Source organism: Streptomyces sp. NPDC012637, from assembly GCF_042954805.1.
Lineage (GTDB): Bacteria > Actinomycetota > Actinomycetes > Streptomycetales > Streptomycetaceae > Streptomyces.
Map to the genome: position 1 here is coordinate 72,385 of NZ_JBIBDS010000012.1, position 20,166 is coordinate 92,550.

Genomic DNA, 20,166 nt, shown 5'->3' on the forward strand with positions numbered 1-20,166 from the left:
CATGAAGCCCCCACTATGCCGGTGCCGGAGGGGACGGTACGACGCAGGTCCGCGGTTCCGGCCCCCGACCAGCCGTTGCCGTGCCGTGATCCGGGACACGCCAAGGAACTTGGCTCCCGGCCGTGATCCCCGGCAGGCCCCGTCGTTGGTACGTACGGGGGACACAGCGGCAGCTTTCAGGACGCCCTTCCGGGCGGCCCTGCAACGTACCGATGTGCAACGCAACCGTTACAGCGGGAGGACGACGAGCCGTGGCCGTGACCGAACCAGCTCCGGCCGTACCACCGGGCGCGCGGGTCCGTGAGGACGCCCGCGCGACCGGCGAGGGGGGCGCCCACGAGGGCATCCTGCGCCGCCAGGCGCAGCGCGAATCGGCCGCGCGCACCTATGCGCGCTCCCTGCCGATCGTCCCCGTGCGGGCCAGGGGCGTCACCATCGAGGGCGCCGACGGCCGCCGTTACCTCGACTGCCTCTCCGGGGCGGGCACCCTCGCGCTCGGACACAACCACCCGGTCGTCCTGGAGGCCGTGCGCAAGGTCCTCGACTCGGGCGCCCCGCTGCACGTCCTGGACCTCGCCACCCCGGTCAAGGACGCCTTCGTCACCGAGCTGTTCGCCACCCTGCCCGCGAAGCTCGCCGCCGACGCCCGCATCCAGTTCTGCGGACCCGCCGGCACCGACGCCGTGGAGGCCGCCCTCAAACTCGTCCGCACCGCCACCGGCCGGCGCGGGGTCCTGGCCTTCAGCGGCGCCTACCACGGCATGACCGCCGGCGCCCTCGACGTCTCCGGCGGCGCCGACGACGTCCGCGTCGCCCGGCTGCCCTACCCGCGCGACTACCGCTGCCCCTTCGGCGTCGGAGGGGAGCGCGGCGCCGAACTCGCCGCCCGCTGGACCGAGACCGTGCTCGACGACCCCAAGAGCGGCGTCCCCGCGCCCGCCGGGATGATCCTCGAACCCGTCCAGGGCGAGGGCGGCGTCATCCCCGCCCCGGACAGCTGGCTGCGCCGCATGCGGGAACTCACCGAGGCCCGCTCCATCCCGCTGATCGCCGACGAGATCCAGACCGGCGTCGGCCGCACCGGCGCCTTCTGGGCGGTCGACCACAGCGGGATCGTCCCCGACGTGATGGTGCTGTCCAAGGCCATCGGCGGCTCCCTCCCGCTCGCCGTCGTCGTCTACCGTTCGGAACTGGACGCCTGGGAACCCGGCGCCCACGCCGGCACCTTCCGCGGCAACCAGCTCGCCATGGCCGCCGGTGCCGCCACCCTCGCCTACGTACGGGAGAACGGGCTCGCCGAGCGCGCCGGCACCCTGGGCGCCCGCATGCTCGGACAGCTCCAGGGCCTCGCCGCCGCGCACCCCTGCATCGGCGACGTCCGCGGCCGCGGACTGATGCTCGGCGTCGAAATCGTCGACCCGGACCCCGAGAACACCGGCCCGGACGAGCTCGCCCCGCCGCCCGACCCCGAACTCGCGGGCGAGGTCCAGCGCCAGTGCCTCGATCGCGGTCTCATCGTCGAACTGGGTGGCCGGCACAACGCCGTCGTCCGGCTGCTTCCCCCGCTCACCCTCACCGACGAGCAGGCGGCCGCCGTCCTCGACCGCTTCGCCGACGCCCTGGCCGCGGCCGAACGGGCCCACAGGACCTGCCCGTCCGGGCCGCCCCGCTGAACCCGGACCGACTCCGCCCGGCCCCTTCCCCCCTCCCAAGGAAGCCCCCGTGAACCCCACCCCCGCCTCCGCCGAGACCACCGGAACCGCCACGGCCACCGCCCCCACCGACGGCCCGCCGACCGCCGCCATCGCCACCGGCGCCATCGCCAGCGCCGACGGCCTGACCGCCGCCGAACCCACGGTGCCCCGCCAGTACCCCGGCCCCTCCGGCGGTCCCCACGCCGGCCCTCACCCCGGCCCCCTCGCCGGCTTCCACGGCGCCCTCCACGCCGACACTCACGCCGGGCCCTCTGCACCAGCCCACGCCGGACCTCCCACCCAAGCCCCCGTCGGGCCCCACACCGACCCGCACCGGGCCGACTCTCCCGGCCCGGCCGATTCTCCCAGCCCGGCTGATTCTCCCGGCCCGGCCGATTCTCCTGGCCTGGTCGCCGCACTCGGCCCGTCCGCCGCACTCGGCCCGTCCGCCGCGACCGGCCCCGACCCGCTGGACGACCCCGACCCCGCGCGGGCCGCCGACAGCGCCACCGTCGAGAACCTGCTGCGCTGCTGGGTACGGGAGAAGGACCTCCCCGCACCCGGGCCGGCCGCGCAGGGCGCCTCCGCCACCCTGCGCATCCCGCTGGACGCCAGCGGCACCGCCCTCCTCGTGCCCGTCCGCCACTGGTCGCCCACCGGCTGGCACCGCTTCGGCGCCCCCGTCCTCGAAGGGCTCGCCACCACCGCCCCGGCCGTCGATGCCGTCACCCTCGCCGCCCTGCTCAGCCGCGAGACCGGCCGCTCCGAAGCCACCGAACTCGTCGGCCGCGTCGCCGACTCGGCCCGCCGCACCGCCGACTTCATCGCCGAGCGCCGCCGCGACCCACGGCCGGCCCCCGACGCCGACCTCTTCCTCAGCGCCGAGCAGTCGCTGCTCCTCGGCCACCCGCTGCACCCCACGCCCAAGAGCCGCGAAGGACTCTCCGAGGCCGAGACCCGGCTCTACTCGCCCGAACTGCACGGCTCCTTCCCGCTCCACTGGATGGCCGTCGACCACACCGTCCTCGCCACCGACTCCGCCTGGACCGAACAGGGCCGCCCGGTCGCCGCCGCCCAGCTCACGGCCGGCCTCGCCGACGGCCTCGAACTCCCCGCCGGCACCGCCGCCCTGCCGCTCCACCCCTGGCAGGCCCGCGAACTCCGGCATCGCCCCGCCGTCGCCGCCCTCCTCGACGCCGGTCTCCTCCACGACCTCGGCCCCCACGGCGGCCGCTGGCACCCCACCTCCTCCGTCCGCACCGTGCACCGCCCCGGCGCCCGGGCCATGCTCAAGCTCTCCCTCGGCGTCCGGATCACCAACTCCCGCCGCGAGAACCTGCGCAAGGAACTCCACCGCGGCGTCGAGGTGCACCGCCTGCTGCGCACCGGCCTCGTCGACCAGTGGCAGGCCGCCCACCCGAGCTTCGACATCGTCCGCGACCCGGCCTGGCTCGCCGTCGACACCGCCGACGGCCTGCCCGTCCCCGGACTCGACGTGATGATCCGGCACAACCCCTTCACCGCCGGGGACGACGCCGTCTGCCTGGCCGCGCTCACCGCCCCGCGCCCCTGGCCCGGCTCCGCACGGATGCGCTCGCGCCTGGCCGAACTCGTCCTCCGCCTCGCCGCCCGCACCGGTCGCCCCACCACCGCCGTCGCCACCGAGTGGTTCCTGCGCTACCTCGACCTCGTGGTCCGCCCGGTGCTGTGGCTCGACGGCCACGCCGGCGTCGCGCTGGAGGCCCACCAGCAGAACACCCTCGTCCTCCTCGACCCCGAGGGCTGGCCCGCCGGCGGCCGCTACCGCGACAACCAGGGCTACTACTTCCGCGAGTCCCGCCGCGACGAACTGGAGAGCCGCCTCCCTGGCATCGGCCGCACCAGCGACACCTTCGTCTCCGACCAGGTCACCGACGAGCGCTTCGCCTACTACCTCGGCATCAACAACGTCCTCGGCCTCATCGGAGCCTTCGGCTCCCAGCAACTGGCCGACGAACGCGTCCTGCTCGCCGCCCTGCGCCGCTTCCTCACCGGCGCGACCAGCCTCGGCTCCCCGCTGCCGCACCGGCTCCTGGAAGCCGCCACCCTGCGCTGCAAGGCCAACCTCCTCACCCGGCTGCACGGCCTCGACGAGCTCGTCGGCCCGGTCGACACCCAGTCCGTCTACGTCACCGTCACCAACCCCCTCCGACACTGATCCGCCGCCCGGGACCACCCCGGCCGACCCCGTCCCGCCCACCACCGACCGCCGAGAGGAGAGCGCCCTCGTGCCTCCCACCGAAGCGCGCCCCGGCAGCGAGACCCCGCCCGGCGCCGACCGGAGCCCCGACGACACCCTCGACCTGCACCTGTCCGAGGAACTCGTCGCTCTGCTCGCCGCGGACGAGCGGAGCCGGAGCGACGAGGGCGACCTCCTCGACGACCTGGCCGGCTGGCAGCCGGCCGTCACCCCCGTCGGCCGCTTCCGGCTCGTCCCGGTCCGGCTCGACCGCGACCTGCCACTCCTCACGCGCTGGATGAACGACCCCGCCGTGGCGGCCTTCTGGGACCTCCAGGGCCCCGCGAGCGTGACCGCCGAGCACCTCCGCGCCCAGCTCGACGGCGACGGACGCAGCGTGCCCTGCCTCGGCGTGCTCGACTCCACGCCCATGAGCTACTTCGAGATCTACCGCGCCGATCTCGACCCGCTCGCCCGTCACTACCCCGCGCGCCCGCACGACACCGGCATCCACCTCCTCATCGGCGGCGTCGCCGACCGCGGCCGCGGCGTCGGCACGACCCTCATCCGGGCCGCCGCCGACCTCGTCCTCGACCACCGGCCCCGCTGCACCCGCGTCCTCGCCGAACCCGACCTGCGCAACACCCCCTCCGTGGCAGCCTTCCTCGGCGCCGGCTTCCGCCTCTCCGCGGAAGTCGACCTCCCCGACAAACGAGCCGCGCTCATGGTCCGCGACCGGGCCCTGCGTCACGTCCTCTGAACACCCCTCTGACTTACATACACCGCTCGACCCACAGCGGTTCCCACTCCGAGGAGTCCTCGTGTCGACGTCCCCTGCACCCCACGACTCCGCACGACCCGCACCGTCCGAACCGCCCGCCCTGCACAGCCCTCCGGAGCTCAACCCGGAGGCCTGGACCAGGGCCGGCGCCCGCCTCCTCGCCAAGGCCGTCGCCGAGTTCGCGTACGAGGAGATCGTCGAACCCCGGCCGGCCGACGGCCCCGGCCGCCACACCCTCACCCTCGACGACGGCGGCACGCTCGCCTTCACCGCCCGCCGCGGCGCCTACGGCAGCTGGCGCGTCGATCCCGCCTCGCTCACCCTCGACGGCGCGCCCGCGACCGACCCCCTCGACTTCCTCGTCCGCGCCCGCCGGCTCCTCGGCCTCGACGGCGCCACCCTCGGCCACCTCATCCGCGAGCTCACCACCACGCTCGCCGCCGACACCCGGCTCGACCACACCGCCCTGCCCGCCGCCCGCCTCGCCGACCTCGGCTACGCGGAACTCGAAGGCCACCAGACCGGTCACCCCTGGCTCGTCCTCAACAAGGGCCGGATCGGTTTCTCCGCCCCCGACGCGGCCCACTGGGCGCCCGAGGCCCGCCGCCCCGCCCGGCTGCCGTGGATCGCCGTCAGCAGCCGCATGGCCGCCTACCGCGGCGTCCCCGGCCTCGACACCCCCGACCTCCTCTACGACCGGGAGCTCGACCCCGAGGTCCGCGAGACCTTCCACCACGCCCTGCGAGCCCGCGGCCTGGACCCGGACGGCTACCTCCTGCTGCCCGTCCACCCCTGGCAGTGGGACGAGGTCCTGCTCCCGCTCTTCGCTCCCGCGATCGCCTCCGGGGCCGTGGTTCCGCTGCCCGCCGACGGCGACCTCCGGCTGCCGCAGCAGTCCATCCGTACCTTCCTGAACACCAGCCGGCCCGACCGGCACACCGTCAAGCTGCCGCTCTCCGTCCTCAACACCCTCGTCTGGCGCGGCCTGCCCACCGAGCGGACCCTCGCCGCCCCCGCCGTGACCTCCTGGGTCCACGGCCTGCGCGACGCCGACCCCTTCCTGCGCGACGAATGCGGCGTGATCCTCCTCGGTGAGGTCGCCTCCGTCACCGTGGAGCACCCGCTCTACGACCGGCTGCCGGAGGTGCCGTACCAGTACAAGGAACTCCTCGGCGCGATCTGGCGCGAACCGCTGCGGCTGCCACCGGGGGAGCGCGCCCGCACGCTGGCCTCGCTGCTGCACACGGACCCCGGGGGCCGGGCCTTCGTCGCCGAGCTCGTCGAGCGCTCGGGCATCGCGCCCCGGTCCTGGCTCCAGCGCCTCTTCGCCGCCCTGCTGCCGCCGCTGCTGCACTTCCTGTACCAGTACGGCACGGTGTTCTCCCCGCACGGCGAGAACGCCATCGTCGTCTACGACGAGCAGGACGTGCCCGTCCGGCTGGCGATCAAGGACTTCGTGGACGACGTGAACGTCAGCGCCGTGCCGCTTCCCGAGCACGGCACGATGCCGGACGACGTCCGGGCCGTGCTGCTCACGGAGGAACCCGACTTCCTCACCCAGTTCATCCATTCGGGCCTATTCGTGGGCGTCTTCCGCTACCTGGCGCCGCTGTGCGAGGAGCAACTCGACGTGACGGAGGAGGAGTTCTGGACTCTGGTGCGCGCGGAGATCCTGCGCCACCAGGCCCGCTTCCCGGAGCTGAAGGAACGGTTCGAGCTCTTCGATCTCCTGGTGCCCCGGATCGAGCGGCTCTGCCTCAACCGCAACCGCCTCCACCTGGACGGCTACCGTGACCGCCCCGAGCGGCCCCACGCCGCCGTCCACGGCACCGTCCCGAATCCGCTCGCGTGACCGCCGGGGCGGGCCCGGCTGTCGGTGGTGCCCCGTAGGGTGGAAGGGCTATGACGAAGCCATCCCTCCCCGATCTCCTCCACGCCGCCGTGACCGCCGTCGGCGGTGTGGAGCGCCCCGGCCAGGTCACCATGGCTGAGGCCGTGGCCGAGGCCATCGACGACGGTTCCCACCTCCTCGTCCAGGCCGGCACCGGCACCGGTAAGTCCCTCGGCTATCTCGTGCCGGCCCTCGCGCAGGGCGAGCGGGTGGTGGTCGCGACGGCGACGCTGGCGCTCCAGCGCCAGCTCGTCGAGCGCGACCTGCCGCGGACGGTCGACGCGCTGCACCCGCAGCTGCGGCGCCGTCCCGAGTTCGCCATGCTCAAGGGCCGGTCGAACTATCTGTGCCTGCACCGCCTCCACGAAGGCGTTCCGCAGGACGAGGAGGAAGGCCTCTTCGACCCCTTCGAGGCGGCCGCCCCCACCAGCAAGCTCGGCCAGGACCTGCTGCGGCTGCGAGACTGGTCGGACGAGACCGAGACCGGTGACCGCGACGACCTCACGCCGGGCGTGTCCGACCGGGCGTGGGGCCAGGTGTCGGTCTCCTCGCGGGAGTGCCTCGGCGCGAGCAAGTGCGCGTACGGGGCGGAGTGCTTCGCGGAGGCGGCCCGTGAGCGCGCCAAGCTCGCCGAGGTCGTCGTCACCAACCACGCGCTGCTCGCCATCGACGCGATCGAGGGCGCGCCGGTGCTGCCGCAGCACGAGGTGCTGATCGTCGACGAGGCCCATGAGCTGGTCTCCCGGGTGACCGGGGTCGCCACCGGCGAGCTCACGCCCGGCCAGGTGAACCGGGCGGTGCGCCGCTCCGCGAAGCTGGTCGACGAGAAGGTCGCCGACCAGCTGCAGACCGCCGCCGAGGGCTTCGAGAAGTTGATGGAGCTGGCGCTGCCGGGCCGCCTGGAGGAGATCCCGGAGGACCTCGGCTACGCGCTGATGGCGCTGCGCGACGCCTCGCGCGCGGTGATCACGGCCCTCGGCAACACCCGCGACCGCTCGGTGCAGGACGAGGATGCCGTCCGCAAGCAGGCCCTCGCCTCCGTGGAGAGCGTTCACGGCGTCGCGGAGCGGATCACCCAGGGCTCGGAGTACGACGTCGTCTGGTACGAGCGGCACGACCGCTTCGGCGCCTCGCTGCGGGTCGCGCCGTTGAGCGTCTCGGGCCTGCTGCGGGAGAAGCTGTTCGCGGACCGTTCGGTGGTGCTGACCTCGGCCACCCTCAAGCTGGGCGGCGACTTCAACGGGGTGGGTGCCTCGCTGGGCCTGGCCCCCGAGGGCACCCAGGGCGAGGACGTGCCGGTCTGGAAGGGCATCGACGTCGGCTCGCCCTTCGACTATCCGAAGCAGGGCATCCTCTACGTCGCCAAGCACCTGAACCGGCCCGCGCGGGACGGTGAGCGCGGGGACATGCTCGACGAGCTGACGGAGCTGATGCAGGCCGCCGGCGGACGGACGCTCGGTCTGTTCTCCTCTATGCGCGCGGCCCAGCAGGCGGCCGAGGAGCTGCGTACGAGGATTCCCGAGCTGCCGATCCTGCTCCAGGGCGAGGACACCCTCGGCGAGCTGATCAAGAACTTCGCCGCCGACCCGAAGACCTGTCTCTTCGGCACGCTGTCCCTGTGGCAGGGCGTGGACGTCCCGGGGCCGAGCTGTCAGTTGGTCGTCATGGACAAGATCCCGTTCCCGCGCCCGGACGACCCGCTGATGAGCGCGCGCCAGAAGGCCGTCGAGGACGCGGGGGGCAACGGTTTCATGGCGGTGGCGGCGACCCACGCGGCGCTGCTGATGGCGCAGGGCGCCGGCCGTCTCGTACGGGCGACGGGCGACCGGGGTGTGGTCGCGGTGCTGGATCCGCGTCTCGCGACGGCCCGGTACGGCAGCTATCTGAAGGCCTCGCTGCCGGACTTCTGGTTCACGACCGATCGCAACCAGGTGCGGAAGTCGCTGGCGGCCATCGACGCGGTGGCCAAGGCCGCGGAGGCATAGCGAGAGCGCGGTTCCGGGGCCCCAGGCGCACGGCAGGGCCCCGGGACCGGCGCAGTGGGTCCCGGGGCCCGGTTCAGGGCCGACGAGGTGGGGTCACACCCGTCGCAGCACGGCGACGACCTTGCCGAGGATGGTGGCCTCGTCGCCGGGGATCGGCTGGTACGCCGAGTTGTGGGGGAGCAGCCAGACGTGCCCGTCCTCGCGCTTGAAGCGCTTGACGGTGGCCTCGCCGTCGAGCATGGCGGCCACGATGTCACCGTTCTCGGCGACGGGCTGGCGGCGGACCGTGACCCAGTCGCCGTCGCAGATCGCTGCCTCGATCATGGAGTCGCCGACCACCTTGAGGACGAACAGCTCGCCGTCACCGACGAGCTGTCGGGGCAGCGGGAAGACGTCCTCGACGGACTCCTCGGCCAGGATGGGGCCACCTGCCGCGATCCGGCCGACCAGGGGGACGTAGGAGGCGGCGGGCTTGCCGGTGGTGTCGGTCGGCTGCGTGCTGGGCTGGTCCGAGCCGCGGACCTCGTACGCCCGGGGCCGGTGCGGGTCGCGGCGCAGGAAGCCCTTGCGCTCGAGGGCCATGAGCTGGTGTGCCACGGAGGAGGTGCTGGAGAGGCCCACGGCCTGGCCGATCTCGCGCATCGACGGCGGGTAGCCCCGGCGCTGCACCGAGTCGCGGATGACCTCGATGACCCGACGCTGCCGGTCGGTGAGGCCGGAGCTGTCGGCCCGGATGCCTGGAGGTCGTCCGGGGAGCGAGCGCGCGGGCCGGCCGGGCTCCTCCCCGCTCATGGCGGCGTCATTCATCGCATGCACCGGCTCGAGTCGGCCCTGGGCGCGGCCCTGGGCAGTGATGGTGGCACTGTCTGCGGTGGTGGTCACGTCGTCGGCCCCTCTCGAATGTTCTCCCTGGCTGGCACAACGGTAGTGGCTTTCGAAAGGTTGCGCCAAACACACGTTCGAGTGAAAATTCGCAGTTCGCCTTACGTGGGTGCGCAGGCGGGTGTATACGCAGACCCCGGGTTCCTTCTCAAATCGGTCATTACGGTAACCTTCACCACCGGTCCGGCGGAGACGGGCCGGGAGCCCGTCCCGTGGAGCGCGCTCGGGCGGGTGCTCGCCGAGGGTGCCCTCCCAGTCTTGCACCGGCCACCCCGGGATCCGCGTCGCCGCGCCCTTCCCGTACCCTCGTGGCCGGTCGAGGACGCCTCGCGGACCCGCCGTACGTGCGACACGCGCGTGGTGCCGGAAATGCCGACCAACCCAAGATCTAGTGGTTGTATGGCATCAGCCACCCACAAGTAGTGGTCCCCGGTCGGCCGGGGCAGCTCGGATCGCCTATGCTGGTGGTCGCTTCGCAGGGCCCTCACCGGCCGGGCGGGGCTATTCAGTCGTGCCGTGAGGGAGGGTCGGAACCAATGCACTGCCCCTTCTGCAGGCACCCCGACAGCCGCGTCGTCGACAGTCGTACGACCGACGACGGGACGTCGATCCGCCGCCGCCGCCAGTGCCCCGACTGCTCCCGTCGTTTCACGACGGTGGAGACGTGTTCGCTCATGGTGGTCAAGCGGTCCGGGGTCACCGAACCCTTCAGCCGTACCAAGGTCATCTCCGGCGTGCGCAAGGCGTGCCAGGGAAGGCCCGTCACCGAGGACGCCCTCGCCAAGCTCGGCCAGCGGGTCGAGGAGGCGGTGCGCGCCACCGGGAGCGCCGAGCTGACCACCCACGACGTGGGTCTGGCCATCCTCGGCCCGCTGCAGGAACTCGACCTCGTCGCGTACCTGCGCTTCGCGTCCGTTTACAAGGCCTTCGACAGCCTCGAAGACTTCGAGGCCGCCATCGCGGAGCTCCGCGAGCGGCCTCCCGCTGAGGACGGCGGGACCGGAGTGACCCCCGGGGTCCCCGTTCCCGCCACCGCCGCCGAGTAGACCGGCGGGCCGGACCCGTCGAGGTCCGGCGACCGGCCGCCACGCGGCCCCACAAGACCTGCCCCGAGCGCTCCCTGAGACGTTCGCGGCAAGAGCACTACAGACAGCAGTACAGAAAACGGAGCCCTGGAATTTTCCGGGCGCTCCAGGGTGTTTTGCCCGTATATGGGAGGCGGCATGACAGAGACGGCGAGCGGTCCGGCACGTGGTTCCCGCGCCAAGGGAGCCAAGGCGGCGAGCAAGGGCCTGCGAATCGAACGCATCCACACCACCCCCGGCGTGCATCCGTACGACGAGGTGACGTGGGAGCGTCGTGACGTCGTCATGACCAACTGGCGCGACGGCTCGATCAACTTCGAGCAGCGCGGCGTCGAGTTCCCCGACTTCTGGTCGGTGAACGCGGTCAACATCGTCACCAGCAAGTACTTCCGCGGGGCCGTCGGCACCCCGCAGCGCGAGACCGGTCTCAAGCAGCTGATCGACCGGATCGTGAAGACCTACACGAAGGCCGGCGAGGACTACGGCTACTTCGCCTCGCCCGCCGACGCCGAGATCTTCGAGCACGAGCTGGCCTATGCCCTCCTGCACCAGATCTTCAGCTTCAACTCCCCGGTGTGGTTCAACGTCGGCACGCCGCAGCCCCAGCAGGTCTCCGCCTGCTTCATCCTGGCCGTCGACGACTCCATGGAGTCGATCCTCGACTGGTACAAGGAAGAGGGCATGATCTTCAAGGGCGGCTCCGGCGCCGGCCTGAACCTCTCCCGCATCCGCTCCTCCAAGGAGCTGCTCTCCTCCGGCGGCAACGCCTCCGGCCCGGTCTCCTTCATGCGCGGTGCCGACGCCTCCGCAGGAACGATCAAGTCGGGCGGTGCCACCCGCCGCGCCGCCAAGATGGTCATCCTCGACGTCGACCACCCCGACATCGAGGACTTCATCGAGACCAAGGTCAAGGAGGAGGAGAAGATCCGCGCCCTCCGTGACGCGGGCTTCGACATGGACCTGGGCGGCGACGACATCACGTCCGTCCAGTACCAGAACGCCAACAACTCCGTCCGCGTGAACGACGAGTTCATGAAGGCCGTCGAGTCCGGCGGGAAGTTCGGCCTGCGTGCCCGCATGACCGGCGAGGTCATCGAGGAGGTCGACGCCAAGGCGCTCTTCCGCAAGATGGCCGAGGCCGCGTGGGCCTGCGCCGACCCGGGCATCCAGTACGACGACACGATCAACCACTGGCACACCTGCCCCGAGTCCGGCCGCATCAACGGCTCGAACCCGTGCAGCGAGTACATGCACCTGGACAACACGTCCTGCAACCTCGCCTCGCTGAACCTGATGAAGTTCCTCAAGGACGACGGCAAGGGCAACCAGTCCTTCGACGTCGAGCGCTTCGCCAAGGTCGTCGAGCTCGTCATCACCGCGATGGACATCTCCATCTGCTTCGCCGACTTCCCCACCCAGAAGATCGGCGAGAACACCCGCGCCTTCCGCCAGCTCGGCATCGGCTACGCCAACCTCGGCGCCCTCCTGATGGCGACCGGCCACGCGTACGACTCCGACGGCGGCCGCGCCCTGGCCGGTGCCATCACCTCCCTGATGACCGGCACCTCGTACAAGCGCTCCGCCGAGCTCGCCGCGGTCGTCGGCGCGTACGACGGCTACGCCCGCAACGCCGAGCCGCACCAGCGCGTCATGAAGCAGCACGCCGACGCCAACGAGAAGGCCGTCCGCATGGACGACCTGGACACGCCGATCTGGGCCGCCGCCACGGAGGCCTGGCAGGACGTGATCCGCCTCGGCGCCAAGAACGGCTTCCGCAACTCCCAGGCCTCGGTCATCGCCCCGACCGGCACCATCGGTCTCGCGATGTCCTGCGACACCACCGGCCTCGAGCCCGACCTCGCCCTGGTCAAGTTCAAGAAGCTGGTCGGCGGCGGCTCGATGCAGATCGTCAACGGCACCGTCCCGCAGGCTCTGCGCCGCCTGGGTTACCAGGAGGAGCAGATCGAGGCGATCGTCGCCCACATCGCCGAGCACGGCAACGTGATCGACGCTCCCGGCCTGAAGACCGAGCACTACGAGGTCTTCGACTGCGCCATGGGCGAGCGTTCCATCTCCGCGATGGGCCACGTCCGCATGATGGCCGCCATCCAGCCCTGGATCTCGGGCGCCCTGTCCAAGACGGTCAACATGCCGGAGACGGCGACCGTCGAGGAGGTCGAGGAGATCTACTTCGAGGCCTGGAAGATGGGCGTCAAGGCGCTCGCCATCTACCGCGACAACTGCAAGGTCGGCCAGCCGCTCTCCGCCAAGAAGAAGGAGGACGAGAAGACCGAGGTGACCGCGAAGACCGAGGCGACGATCCGCGAGGCCGTCGAGAAGGTCGTCGAGTACCGCCCGGTCCGCAAGCGCCTCCCGAAGGGCCGCCCGGGGATCACCACCTCCTTCACCGTCGGTGGCGCCGAGGGCTACATGACCGCCAACTCCTACCCGGACGACGGTCTCGGCGAGGTCTTCCTGAAGATGTCGAAGCAGGGCTCGACCCTCGCGGGCATGATGGACGCCTTCTCCATCGCCGTTTCCGTGGGCCTCCAGTACGGCGTGCCGCTGGAGACCTACGTCTCGAAGTTCACCAACATGCGCTTCGAGCCGGCCGGTATGACGGACGACCCGGACGTGCGGATGGCGCAGTCGATCGTCGACTACATCTTCCGACGCCTGGCGCTCGACTTCCTGCCCTTCGAGACCCGCTCCGCCCTCGGCATCCACTCCGCAGAGGAGCGCCAGCGGCACCTGGAGACCGGCTCGTACGAGCAGTCCGTCGACGATGTCGAGGTCGACGTCGAGGGCCTGGCCCAGTCGGCGCCCCGCACCCAGGAGCTGAAGGCCGTCGCCGCCCCGGCGAAGGCCGAGGTCCCGGCCCCCAAGCAGGCCCACACCTCCGCGGAGCTCGTCGAGATGCAGCTCGGCATCAGCGCGGACGCTCCGCTCTGCTTCTCGTGCGGCACGAAGATGCAGCGCGCCGGCTCCTGCTACATCTGCGAGGGCTGCGGCTCGACCAGCGGTTGCAGCTGACCGTCCTGAGTGACACCTGACAGAGGGTGCCGTCCCCGGATTCCGGGGGCGGCACCCTCTGTCGTGCGCTTGGCCGGGGTGCTGTGGGTCGTGGCCCGGCCGCCGTGGGCGCGGCTCGTCGAAGACCTGTCCGTGCGTTGTCCTACTCGCGAGTTAGGCTCTGCGGCGCGCGAACGGCGCGCTCAGCAGGGGGGAAACATGACGGAGCAGGTGTCGGCAGAGGCCGCGGGCCCGAGAGCGGGCGCGCAGGTGACGGCCGCGCTCGTCCTGGGTGCGGTCCTGGCGGGAGGGTTCTGGTACCTGGCGCAGAACGAACAGGAGAGCGCCGCCGCGCGCGGACCGGCCGAGTGCCGGGCCTCCACCGGCAAGCTGCCGGCCGAATACGTCAACGGCACGCGGCTGTGCCGGGCGCTCAACCGGCCGGACCTTCCGGCGCTGCTCGGTACGCCGGGGGAGCAGGCGCAGAACGCGTGGGGGAACGACGGCGAGGACCCGACCGGCGGCAGGGCTCCCCGGCCCGAGGGCGAAGTAGGCCTGCCCACGTACTCGGTGCAGCTCAGGCTCTCGTACGACCGGATGCCGGTCGCCGACCTCGGGCGGCTGCTCGGCGGTTCGGAGCCCACGACGTTCCAGGGGCGCCCGGCGTTCCTCTACTCGGACCGCACGCTCGCCCTCAGGATCCCGCTCGGCGGCGGCAAGGCCGAGTCGGGCACCGGTGGCATCGCCCGGCATCTGGTGGTCGCCAAGGACCCCAAGGACGGTGGCGGTTCCTACGAGATCGTCATCTGGCGCCAGGACCAGGGGATTCCGGACGACGCGGCGCTGCTGCGGGTAGCCGAGCGGGTCCTGCCGACGGTTCCCGGCTGGGCGGGGAACTGACGCACGGGCCTGCGTCGAGGGGCGGGCCGGTCAGGCACGGGCCCGGCCGTCGGGCCGGCGTGGGCCGGGCCGACGTGCCGGAGGGCGAGTGCCACGGAGGACCGGCCGCAGGGCGCCCGACGGCCCGTCCTCCCAGGACCCGACGCTCAGGAGGGCCGCGCGCCCATCACGGTGCCGAAGGCGCTCGGATCGATGTCGAAACCGCGGAGGAAGGGGCGGAAGTCCCACCCGTCGGGCGCGTCCGACGCGCCTTCGCGGACGAACTCCGCGACCGTCGCCGCCGTCGCGTCCGCCACGGAAGCGAGCTCGTCCTCGAGCAGGTCGGTGTAGCCCTCGCGCACCCGGACACCGGTCCGCGCCACCTCGCCGAACGTGAGCCGCCCACCGCCCTGCTGTATGGCCACGCCCACCACCACGCGCGCGTAGCGCGGCGCCAGCCTGGTCAGCTCCAGCGTCATCGACTCGTCGTAGCCGAGGCCCTGCCCCGTACGGCTGTCGCGATGGAGGGTGATCGTGCCGTCCGGCGAACGGCTGTCGAAGTGCACCAGATAGGCCGGAGGGCCGTACGGGGCGTCCGCCAGGTAGACGGCCGCTACGAGGTCCAGGTCGTGCGCGGGAGCACCGGCCGGGCTCGGGTCCCACTTGAGCGAGACCTCGACCTTGCCGACCCCCTTGTTGAGCCCGCTCACCGTGAATCCCCTCTCTCTGTACGGTTCCTGACGAGCTGTTCATGGTGTCATGTGATCAACATGTCATCGGTCGAGGGGGAGTGCCGCATGTGGGGCGGGGAAGAGCTGGATCTGGACGCATATCTGGCGCGGATCGGGTACTCGGGTGAGCTCGCTCCCGATCTCGCGACCTTGCGGGCCGTACACCGGGCGCATGTGGAGACGATCCCCTTCGAGAACCTCGACGTGGCGCTGGGCCGCCGGATCGGACTCGACCCCAAGAGCCTCCAGGCCAAGCTCGTCGCCCGCCGGCGCGGCGGATACTGCTACGAGCAGAACTCGCTGCTTGCCGCTGCCCTGGAGCGGATCGGTTACGAGATCGCCGGACGCGGCGCCCGCAACCGGAGCCGGGGTGACGTGCTGACGCCGATCACCCACGCGGTGCTCGTCGTCACCGTCGATGGTGAACAGTGGCTCGCGGACGCCGGGTTCGGGTGGCAGGGCCCGCTGGAGCCGGTGCCGCTCGCCGACGGCGCGCGCGTCGAGCAGGACGGCTGGGTCTTCGGCGTCGGCGTCGAGCCGGAGGGCGTCCACGTGCTGCGCGCGCTTCGCCCGGAGGGGTGGACCGACCTGTACGCGTTCGCGCCGCACACCCTGTTCCCCGTGGACTTCGAGCTCATGAACCACTACAGCTCCAGCCACCCCCGGTCGCGCTTCCTCGGCCAGGTGGTGGCCCATCTGCCGGGGGCGGCAGTGCGCTGGGCGTTGGTGCGTGACGGCCTGACCTCGGTGCTCGTCGACGGATCGCGGGAGGAACGCCGCGTCGGTACGGATGAGTTGATCGCCACCCTCTCCGAGGTCTTCGGGATCGAACCGGACGAGGAGGAGGCCGCGGGTCTCGTGCGGGTGCACTCCGGCGAGGTCTGACGGCGCGTCGCTCCGCCCCGTACCATGGCGCGGTGCTGGTCAAGTGGATTCGCTGCACCGTGGTGGACCGTCGAGGGTTCGAGCGGGGGCAGCGGAAGTGGGCGGGGCTGCTCGGTGAGCCGGGATTCCGGGGGCAGGGCGGAGGGTGGAGCCGGCGGCGGCCGGATGTCGCCCATGTCTTCGCGTTCTGGGAGAGTCGTGCGTTCTACGACTCCTTCATGGCGCGTTCGCACGACCGGCTCGCGGCCGCTCAGGTCGGCACGTACCGGGACGCGCAGGTCAAGCTGTTCGACCACCGCTTCGACGTGAAGACCGGCTTCGAGCCGCGGTTCGCTGACGCGGACGTGGCCCGGGTCGCGCACTGCCGGGTGCACGAGGAGCGCGTGGAGCACTTCGCCCTGATGCAGGAGAAAGTGTGGAACCCGGCGATGGCCGGGTCTCCCGGCATGCTCCGCGGCCTGTTCGGCGAGGCGCCCGGGCACGAGTTCCTGGTCCTGTCCATGTGGAACTCGGCGGCGGAGCACGGAAAGTACCGCGTCGAGCGGATCGAGCGGCTCGGCCTGCGGGCGCAGACCGAGGCCGATGTCGCGGCGATGACCGGCGACGTGGTGCAGCTCGAAACCGCCTGGACGGTGTGACCTTCGATGTCGGTCGGCCATGCGCCGGGCTGCCGGGCACCGCGCCGGCGGCCCGCCTTGACGCAGAGCCGGCCGCTCGGTTGCCCGCGCGGTCGGCTTCCTGATCGTCCCCGTCGGTCTTCCCGTCCCCGGCCGTCTGCCGCGCCGTCCCCCTGGGCCATCCCGTCCGGCCGTTTCCCGAGGCGTGCTGTGGCGTGGGGGGCCCGGGCTGTGTCGGGGCGTGGCCGGGCCGTGCGAGGCCGTGGCGGGGCGTGGCGTTGGTGTGCCGTGCCCGGCCGTGTCGGGGCGTGGCGTTGGTGTGCCGTGCCCGGCCGTGTCGGGGCGTGGCCGGGCTGTGCCCGGTCATGCCGTGGTCTGCCGGACCGTGCCTGACCGGCTGCTAAGCCTTTCGCTCCGCTGAGACGGCGTTCCCGGGCTTGCCGTCGCGGGTGAACGCGCCCGCCTGCACAGCCGCCAGGACCGTCCGTGCCGCCTGGTCCGCGACGGCGGTGTCCACGGGCTCGCGGGTCACGAAGAGGCGGAGGAAGAGGGGCGCGGAGACCGCGCGGACCACCGCGCCCGCGTCCGTGCCGGCCGGTGCCTCGCCGCGGGCGACGGCCCTTTCGACCACAGGCTCGCAGCGGCGGAAGCGCTCCTCGTAGAAGGCCCGCAGGGAGTCGGCGGCCTGCGCGGACTGGAACGCGGCGGCGACGAACGCCGTCGGCGCGGCCGCCCGCGCCGGGTCGGCGAAGGCCTCGGCCACCTCGCCGGCGAGCGTCTGCAGGTCACCGGCGAGGCTGCCGGTGTCCGGAGCCTTCCACTCGTCCTCGCCTGCGAGGGCGAGCGCGTCGGCGACCATGCCCTCCACGCCGCCCCAGCGCCGGTAGAGCGTCGTCTTGTGGACCCCCGAGTGCTCCGCCACGTATTCGACCGTCAGGGCCGGGTAGCCGTGCTCGGCGAGTCCGGTGAGGACGGCGTCGCGGACCGCGGCGCGGGTTCGGGCGGTGCGGCCTCCCGGGCGCCGGCTGCCGGGGGCAGGGGCGGATGCGGAGGTGGAGGCGGTCTCCTCCGCTGGTGACTCGCTGCGCGATCCGTTCAATTGCTACTCCCGTTGCGTTAGTGGGTCGAGTGTGCCACACTTCCCGTAACGCGACATGGGTTGCGTTAGCTGGTTCCCTGTGACGTTGGAGGCGCCTCTTGCCCACGCAGATCTCTCTTCACGACGTGACCGTGACTCGCGGCGAACGACTGCTGCTCGATCAGGTCTCGCTCACCGTGCGTCCCGGCGAGCGGATCGGGATCGTGGGGGAGAACGGCGCGGGCAAGTCCACCCTGCTGCGCATACTCGCCGGACTCGACACGCCCGACACGGGAGAGGCTGTCACCGTTGCGGACGGAGGATCGCGACTCCTCGCCCAAACGCCCGAGCTTCCTCCGCACGCCACGGTCGACGAGGCCGTCGACGCCGCGCTCGTCGAGCTGCGCACCATGGAGCGCGGACTGCGCACGCTGGAAGCCGAGCTCGGCAGCGGAGACCGGAGTGCCCTGGAGGAGTACGGGGAGCTGCTGACCGCCTTCGAAAGGCGCGGGGGCTACGAGGCCGACGCGCGGGTCGACAAAGCCCTGCACGGCCTCGGTCTGGGCCACATAGGACGGGAGCGGCCGCTCGGCAGCCTGTCGGGCGGTGAGCAGGCCCGGCTCGGCATCGCCTGCGCGCTCGCCGCCGCGCCCGAAGTGCTCTTCCTCGACGAACCGACCAATCACCTCGACGCCCAGGCCCTCGACTGGCTGGAGGGCGCCCTGCTCTCCCATCGCGGCACGGTCGTGGCCGTCTCCCACGACCGGGTCTTCCTGGAAAGGGTCGCCACCGCGATCCTGGAGGTCGACGGCGACCGTCGCACCGTCGTGCGGTACGGCGGGGGATACGCGGGCTTCCGTGCGGAGCGCGCCGCCGCCCGCCGCCGCTGGGAACAGGCCCACGGGGAATGGTGCGCGGAGATCGCCCGCCTGGAGGAGTACACCCGGACCACGGCGCAGGGCGTCGCCGCCGGTCGGGCCATCAAGGACAACAACAAGATGGCCTACGACCGGGCGGGCGGCCGCGTCCAGTCCTCGGTCTCCGGACGAGTGCGCAACGCCCAGGAGCGGCTGCGCAGGCTCCACGAGGAACCGGTCGCCGAGCCTCCGCGGCCTCTCGCCTTCAGCGCGCGGCCCCTCGCCGGCCGCGCGGAGGGCCGACTGATCGAGCTGAGCGGCGTACGGGTCGGCGACCGGCTCGCCGTCGACGGACTGACCGTCGAGGCCGGCGAGCGACTCCTCGTCCACGGTGGCAACGGGGCCGGCAAGTCCACCCTGCTCCGGGTCATGGCCGGACTCGTCGAGCCCGACGCCGGACAGGTGACGCGCCGGGGCCGGATCGGATTCCTGGCCCAGGAGATACCCGCGCACCGGCCGGCCGAGCGGGTCCTCGCCGCCTTCGGGCGAGGGCTCGCCCTCGCCGAGGACGAGCAGGCCGAACTGCTCCTCTCTTACGGGCTGTTCCGCCCCGCCGACCTCACGGTGCCGGTCGGCAGCCTCAGCGCCGGGCAGCGCCGCCGGCTCGCGCTCGCCAGGCTGCTCGCCCGGCCGGCCGACCTGCTCCTCCTCGACGAACCCGCCAACCATCTCGCCCTGGGCCTCGTCGAGGAGCTGGAGCAGGCGCTGGAGCAGTGGCAGGGTGCCGTGGTCGTCGTCTCCCACGACCGGGAGCTGCACCGCCGCTTCACCGGGCACATACGCCGGATGCACTCCGGACGCCTGCTCGGCTGAGCCCGTCGGCGGGGCGCCGTCTAGGGTCGAGCCATGGCACGACCGCGACGCATCGTCCTCGTACGACACGGAGAGTCCGAGGGCAATGTGGACGACACGGTGTACGAGCGCGAGCCGGACCACGCGCTCCGGCTCACCGAGACCGGGTGGCGCCAGGCGGAGGAGACGGGGGAGGGGCTGCGGGAGCTGTTCGGGGGCGAGCGGGTCAGCGTCTACGTGTCGCCGTACCGCCGCACCCACGAGACGCTGCGCGCCTTCCGGCTCGACCCGCGCCGGGTCCGCGTGAGGGAGGAGCCCCGACTGCGCGAGCAGGACTGGGGCAACTGGCAGGAGCGGGAGGACGTGCGCCTCCAGAAGGCGTACCGCGACGCCTACGGGCACTTCTTCTACCGCTTCGCGCAGGGCGAGTCGGGCGCCGACGTGTACGACCGGGTGGGGGCCTTCCTGGAGAGCCTCTACCGGAGCTTCGAGGCGCCCGACCACCCGCCCAACGTGCTGCTCGTCACCCACGGGCTGACCATGCGCCTGTTCTGCATGCGCTGGTTCCACTGGACGGTCGCCGAGTTCGAATCGCTGTCCAACCCGGGCAACGCGGAGACGCGGACACTGGTGCTCGGGGAGGACGGGAAGTACCGGCTCGACCGGCCCTTCGAACGCTGGCGTACCCCGGAACCGTACGGCCCCACCGGATAGAGTGG

At 72.3% G+C, this 20,166-nt stretch carries 15 protein-coding genes; 12 read left to right on the forward strand and 3 right to left on the reverse strand.

Features of this window, described 5'->3' with window-relative positions; genetic code table 11:
* Nucleotides 1–251 precede the first annotated feature (251 nt).
* The 5 genes from ACFY8W_RS35765 (at nucleotide 252) to ACFY8W_RS35785 (ending at nucleotide 8,569) form a co-directional block, all read left to right on the forward strand.
* On the forward strand, nucleotides 252–1,673 hold the full coding sequence (locus ACFY8W_RS35765) for a diaminobutyrate--2-oxoglutarate transaminase family protein (RefSeq protein ID WP_391114803.1): 1,422 nt from the start codon (nucleotides 252–254) through the stop codon (nucleotides 1,671–1,673).
* Between the two features lie 49 nt (nucleotides 1,674–1,722).
* Complete coding sequence (locus ACFY8W_RS35770; RefSeq protein WP_391114806.1) at nucleotides 1,723–3,891, forward strand: IucA/IucC family protein; 2,169 nt, start codon at nucleotides 1,723–1,725, stop codon at nucleotides 3,889–3,891.
* A gap of 70 nt (nucleotides 3,892–3,961) precedes the next feature.
* Entirely contained in the window at nucleotides 3,962–4,672 is a 711-nt protein-coding gene (locus tag ACFY8W_RS35775) for a GNAT family N-acetyltransferase (protein WP_391114809.1), read from the forward strand.
* 61 nt (nucleotides 4,673–4,733) lie between these two features.
* Nucleotides 4,734–6,545, forward strand: coding sequence for an IucA/IucC family protein (locus ACFY8W_RS35780; protein ID WP_391114811.1), 1,812 nt, complete (start codon nucleotides 4,734–4,736; stop codon nucleotides 6,543–6,545).
* Between the two features lie 50 nt (nucleotides 6,546–6,595).
* A complete protein-coding gene (locus ACFY8W_RS35785; protein ID WP_391114814.1) occupies nucleotides 6,596–8,569 on the forward strand; it encodes a helicase C-terminal domain-containing protein in 1,974 nt (657 codons plus the stop codon).
* Between the two features lie 93 nt (nucleotides 8,570–8,662).
* On the opposite strand, the gene lexA is transcribed toward ACFY8W_RS35785, so the two are convergent.
* Complete coding sequence (lexA, locus tag ACFY8W_RS35790; protein WP_384415233.1) at nucleotides 8,663–9,451, reverse strand: transcriptional repressor LexA; 789 nt, start codon at nucleotides 9,449–9,451, stop codon at nucleotides 8,663–8,665.
* A gap of 536 nt (nucleotides 9,452–9,987) precedes the next feature.
* Here lexA and nrdR point away from each other — a divergent pair.
* From nrdR to ACFY8W_RS35805, 3 genes are all read left to right on the forward strand, one after another.
* Nucleotides 9,988–10,497: a transcriptional regulator NrdR gene (gene nrdR, locus ACFY8W_RS35795; protein ID WP_391114817.1), complete on the forward strand. Its 510-nt coding sequence runs from the start codon at nucleotides 9,988–9,990 to the stop codon at nucleotides 10,495–10,497.
* 177 nt (nucleotides 10,498–10,674) lie between these two features.
* Nucleotides 10,675–13,569 (forward strand): vitamin B12-dependent ribonucleotide reductase, encoded by a 2,895-nt coding sequence (locus ACFY8W_RS35800; RefSeq protein WP_391114819.1) that lies wholly within the window; start codon nucleotides 10,675–10,677, stop codon nucleotides 13,567–13,569.
* Between the two features lie 198 nt (nucleotides 13,570–13,767).
* On the forward strand, nucleotides 13,768–14,448 hold the full coding sequence (locus ACFY8W_RS35805; RefSeq protein WP_391114822.1) for a DUF6215 domain-containing protein: 681 nt from the start codon (nucleotides 13,768–13,770) through the stop codon (nucleotides 14,446–14,448).
* A 146-nt stretch (nucleotides 14,449–14,594) separates the two neighbouring features.
* Here ACFY8W_RS35805 and ACFY8W_RS35810 read toward each other — a convergent pair whose 3' ends face one another.
* Nucleotides 14,595–15,137 carry a TerD family protein gene (locus ACFY8W_RS35810; protein WP_391114825.1) on the reverse strand — a complete coding sequence of 181 codons (543 nt, stop codon included), beginning with the start codon at nucleotides 15,135–15,137 and terminating at the stop codon, nucleotides 14,595–14,597.
* 87 nt (nucleotides 15,138–15,224) lie between these two features.
* Here ACFY8W_RS35810 and ACFY8W_RS35815 point away from each other — a divergent pair, with 87 nt between their 5' ends.
* Nucleotides 15,225–16,043: an arylamine N-acetyltransferase gene (locus ACFY8W_RS35815; protein WP_391114828.1), complete on the forward strand. Its 819-nt coding sequence runs from the start codon at nucleotides 15,225–15,227 to the stop codon at nucleotides 16,041–16,043.
* Nucleotides 16,044–16,075: 32 nt separating this feature from the next.
* Nucleotides 16,076–16,681 (forward strand): DUF4937 domain-containing protein, encoded by a 606-nt coding sequence (locus ACFY8W_RS35820; protein WP_391114831.1) that lies wholly within the window; start codon nucleotides 16,076–16,078, stop codon nucleotides 16,679–16,681.
* Between the two features lie 379 nt (nucleotides 16,682–17,060).
* On the opposite strand, the gene ACFY8W_RS35825 is transcribed toward ACFY8W_RS35820, so the two are convergent.
* Nucleotides 17,061–17,759 (reverse strand): TetR/AcrR family transcriptional regulator C-terminal ligand-binding domain-containing protein, encoded by a 699-nt coding sequence (locus ACFY8W_RS35825; protein ID WP_391114834.1) that lies wholly within the window; start codon nucleotides 17,757–17,759, stop codon nucleotides 17,061–17,063.
* Nucleotides 17,760–17,857: 98 nt separating this feature from the next.
* Here ACFY8W_RS35825 and abc-f point away from each other — a divergent pair, with 98 nt between their 5' ends.
* Nucleotides 17,858–19,468 carry a ribosomal protection-like ABC-F family protein gene (abc-f, locus tag ACFY8W_RS35830; protein WP_391114837.1) on the forward strand — a complete coding sequence of 537 codons (1,611 nt, stop codon included), beginning with the start codon at nucleotides 17,858–17,860 and terminating at the stop codon, nucleotides 19,466–19,468.
* A 33-nt stretch (nucleotides 19,469–19,501) separates the two neighbouring features.
* Nucleotides 19,502–20,161, forward strand: a complete 660-nt coding sequence (locus ACFY8W_RS35835) for a histidine phosphatase family protein (RefSeq protein WP_391114839.1) — start codon at nucleotides 19,502–19,504, stop codon at nucleotides 20,159–20,161.
* Nucleotides 20,162–20,166: the final 5 nt, after the last annotated feature.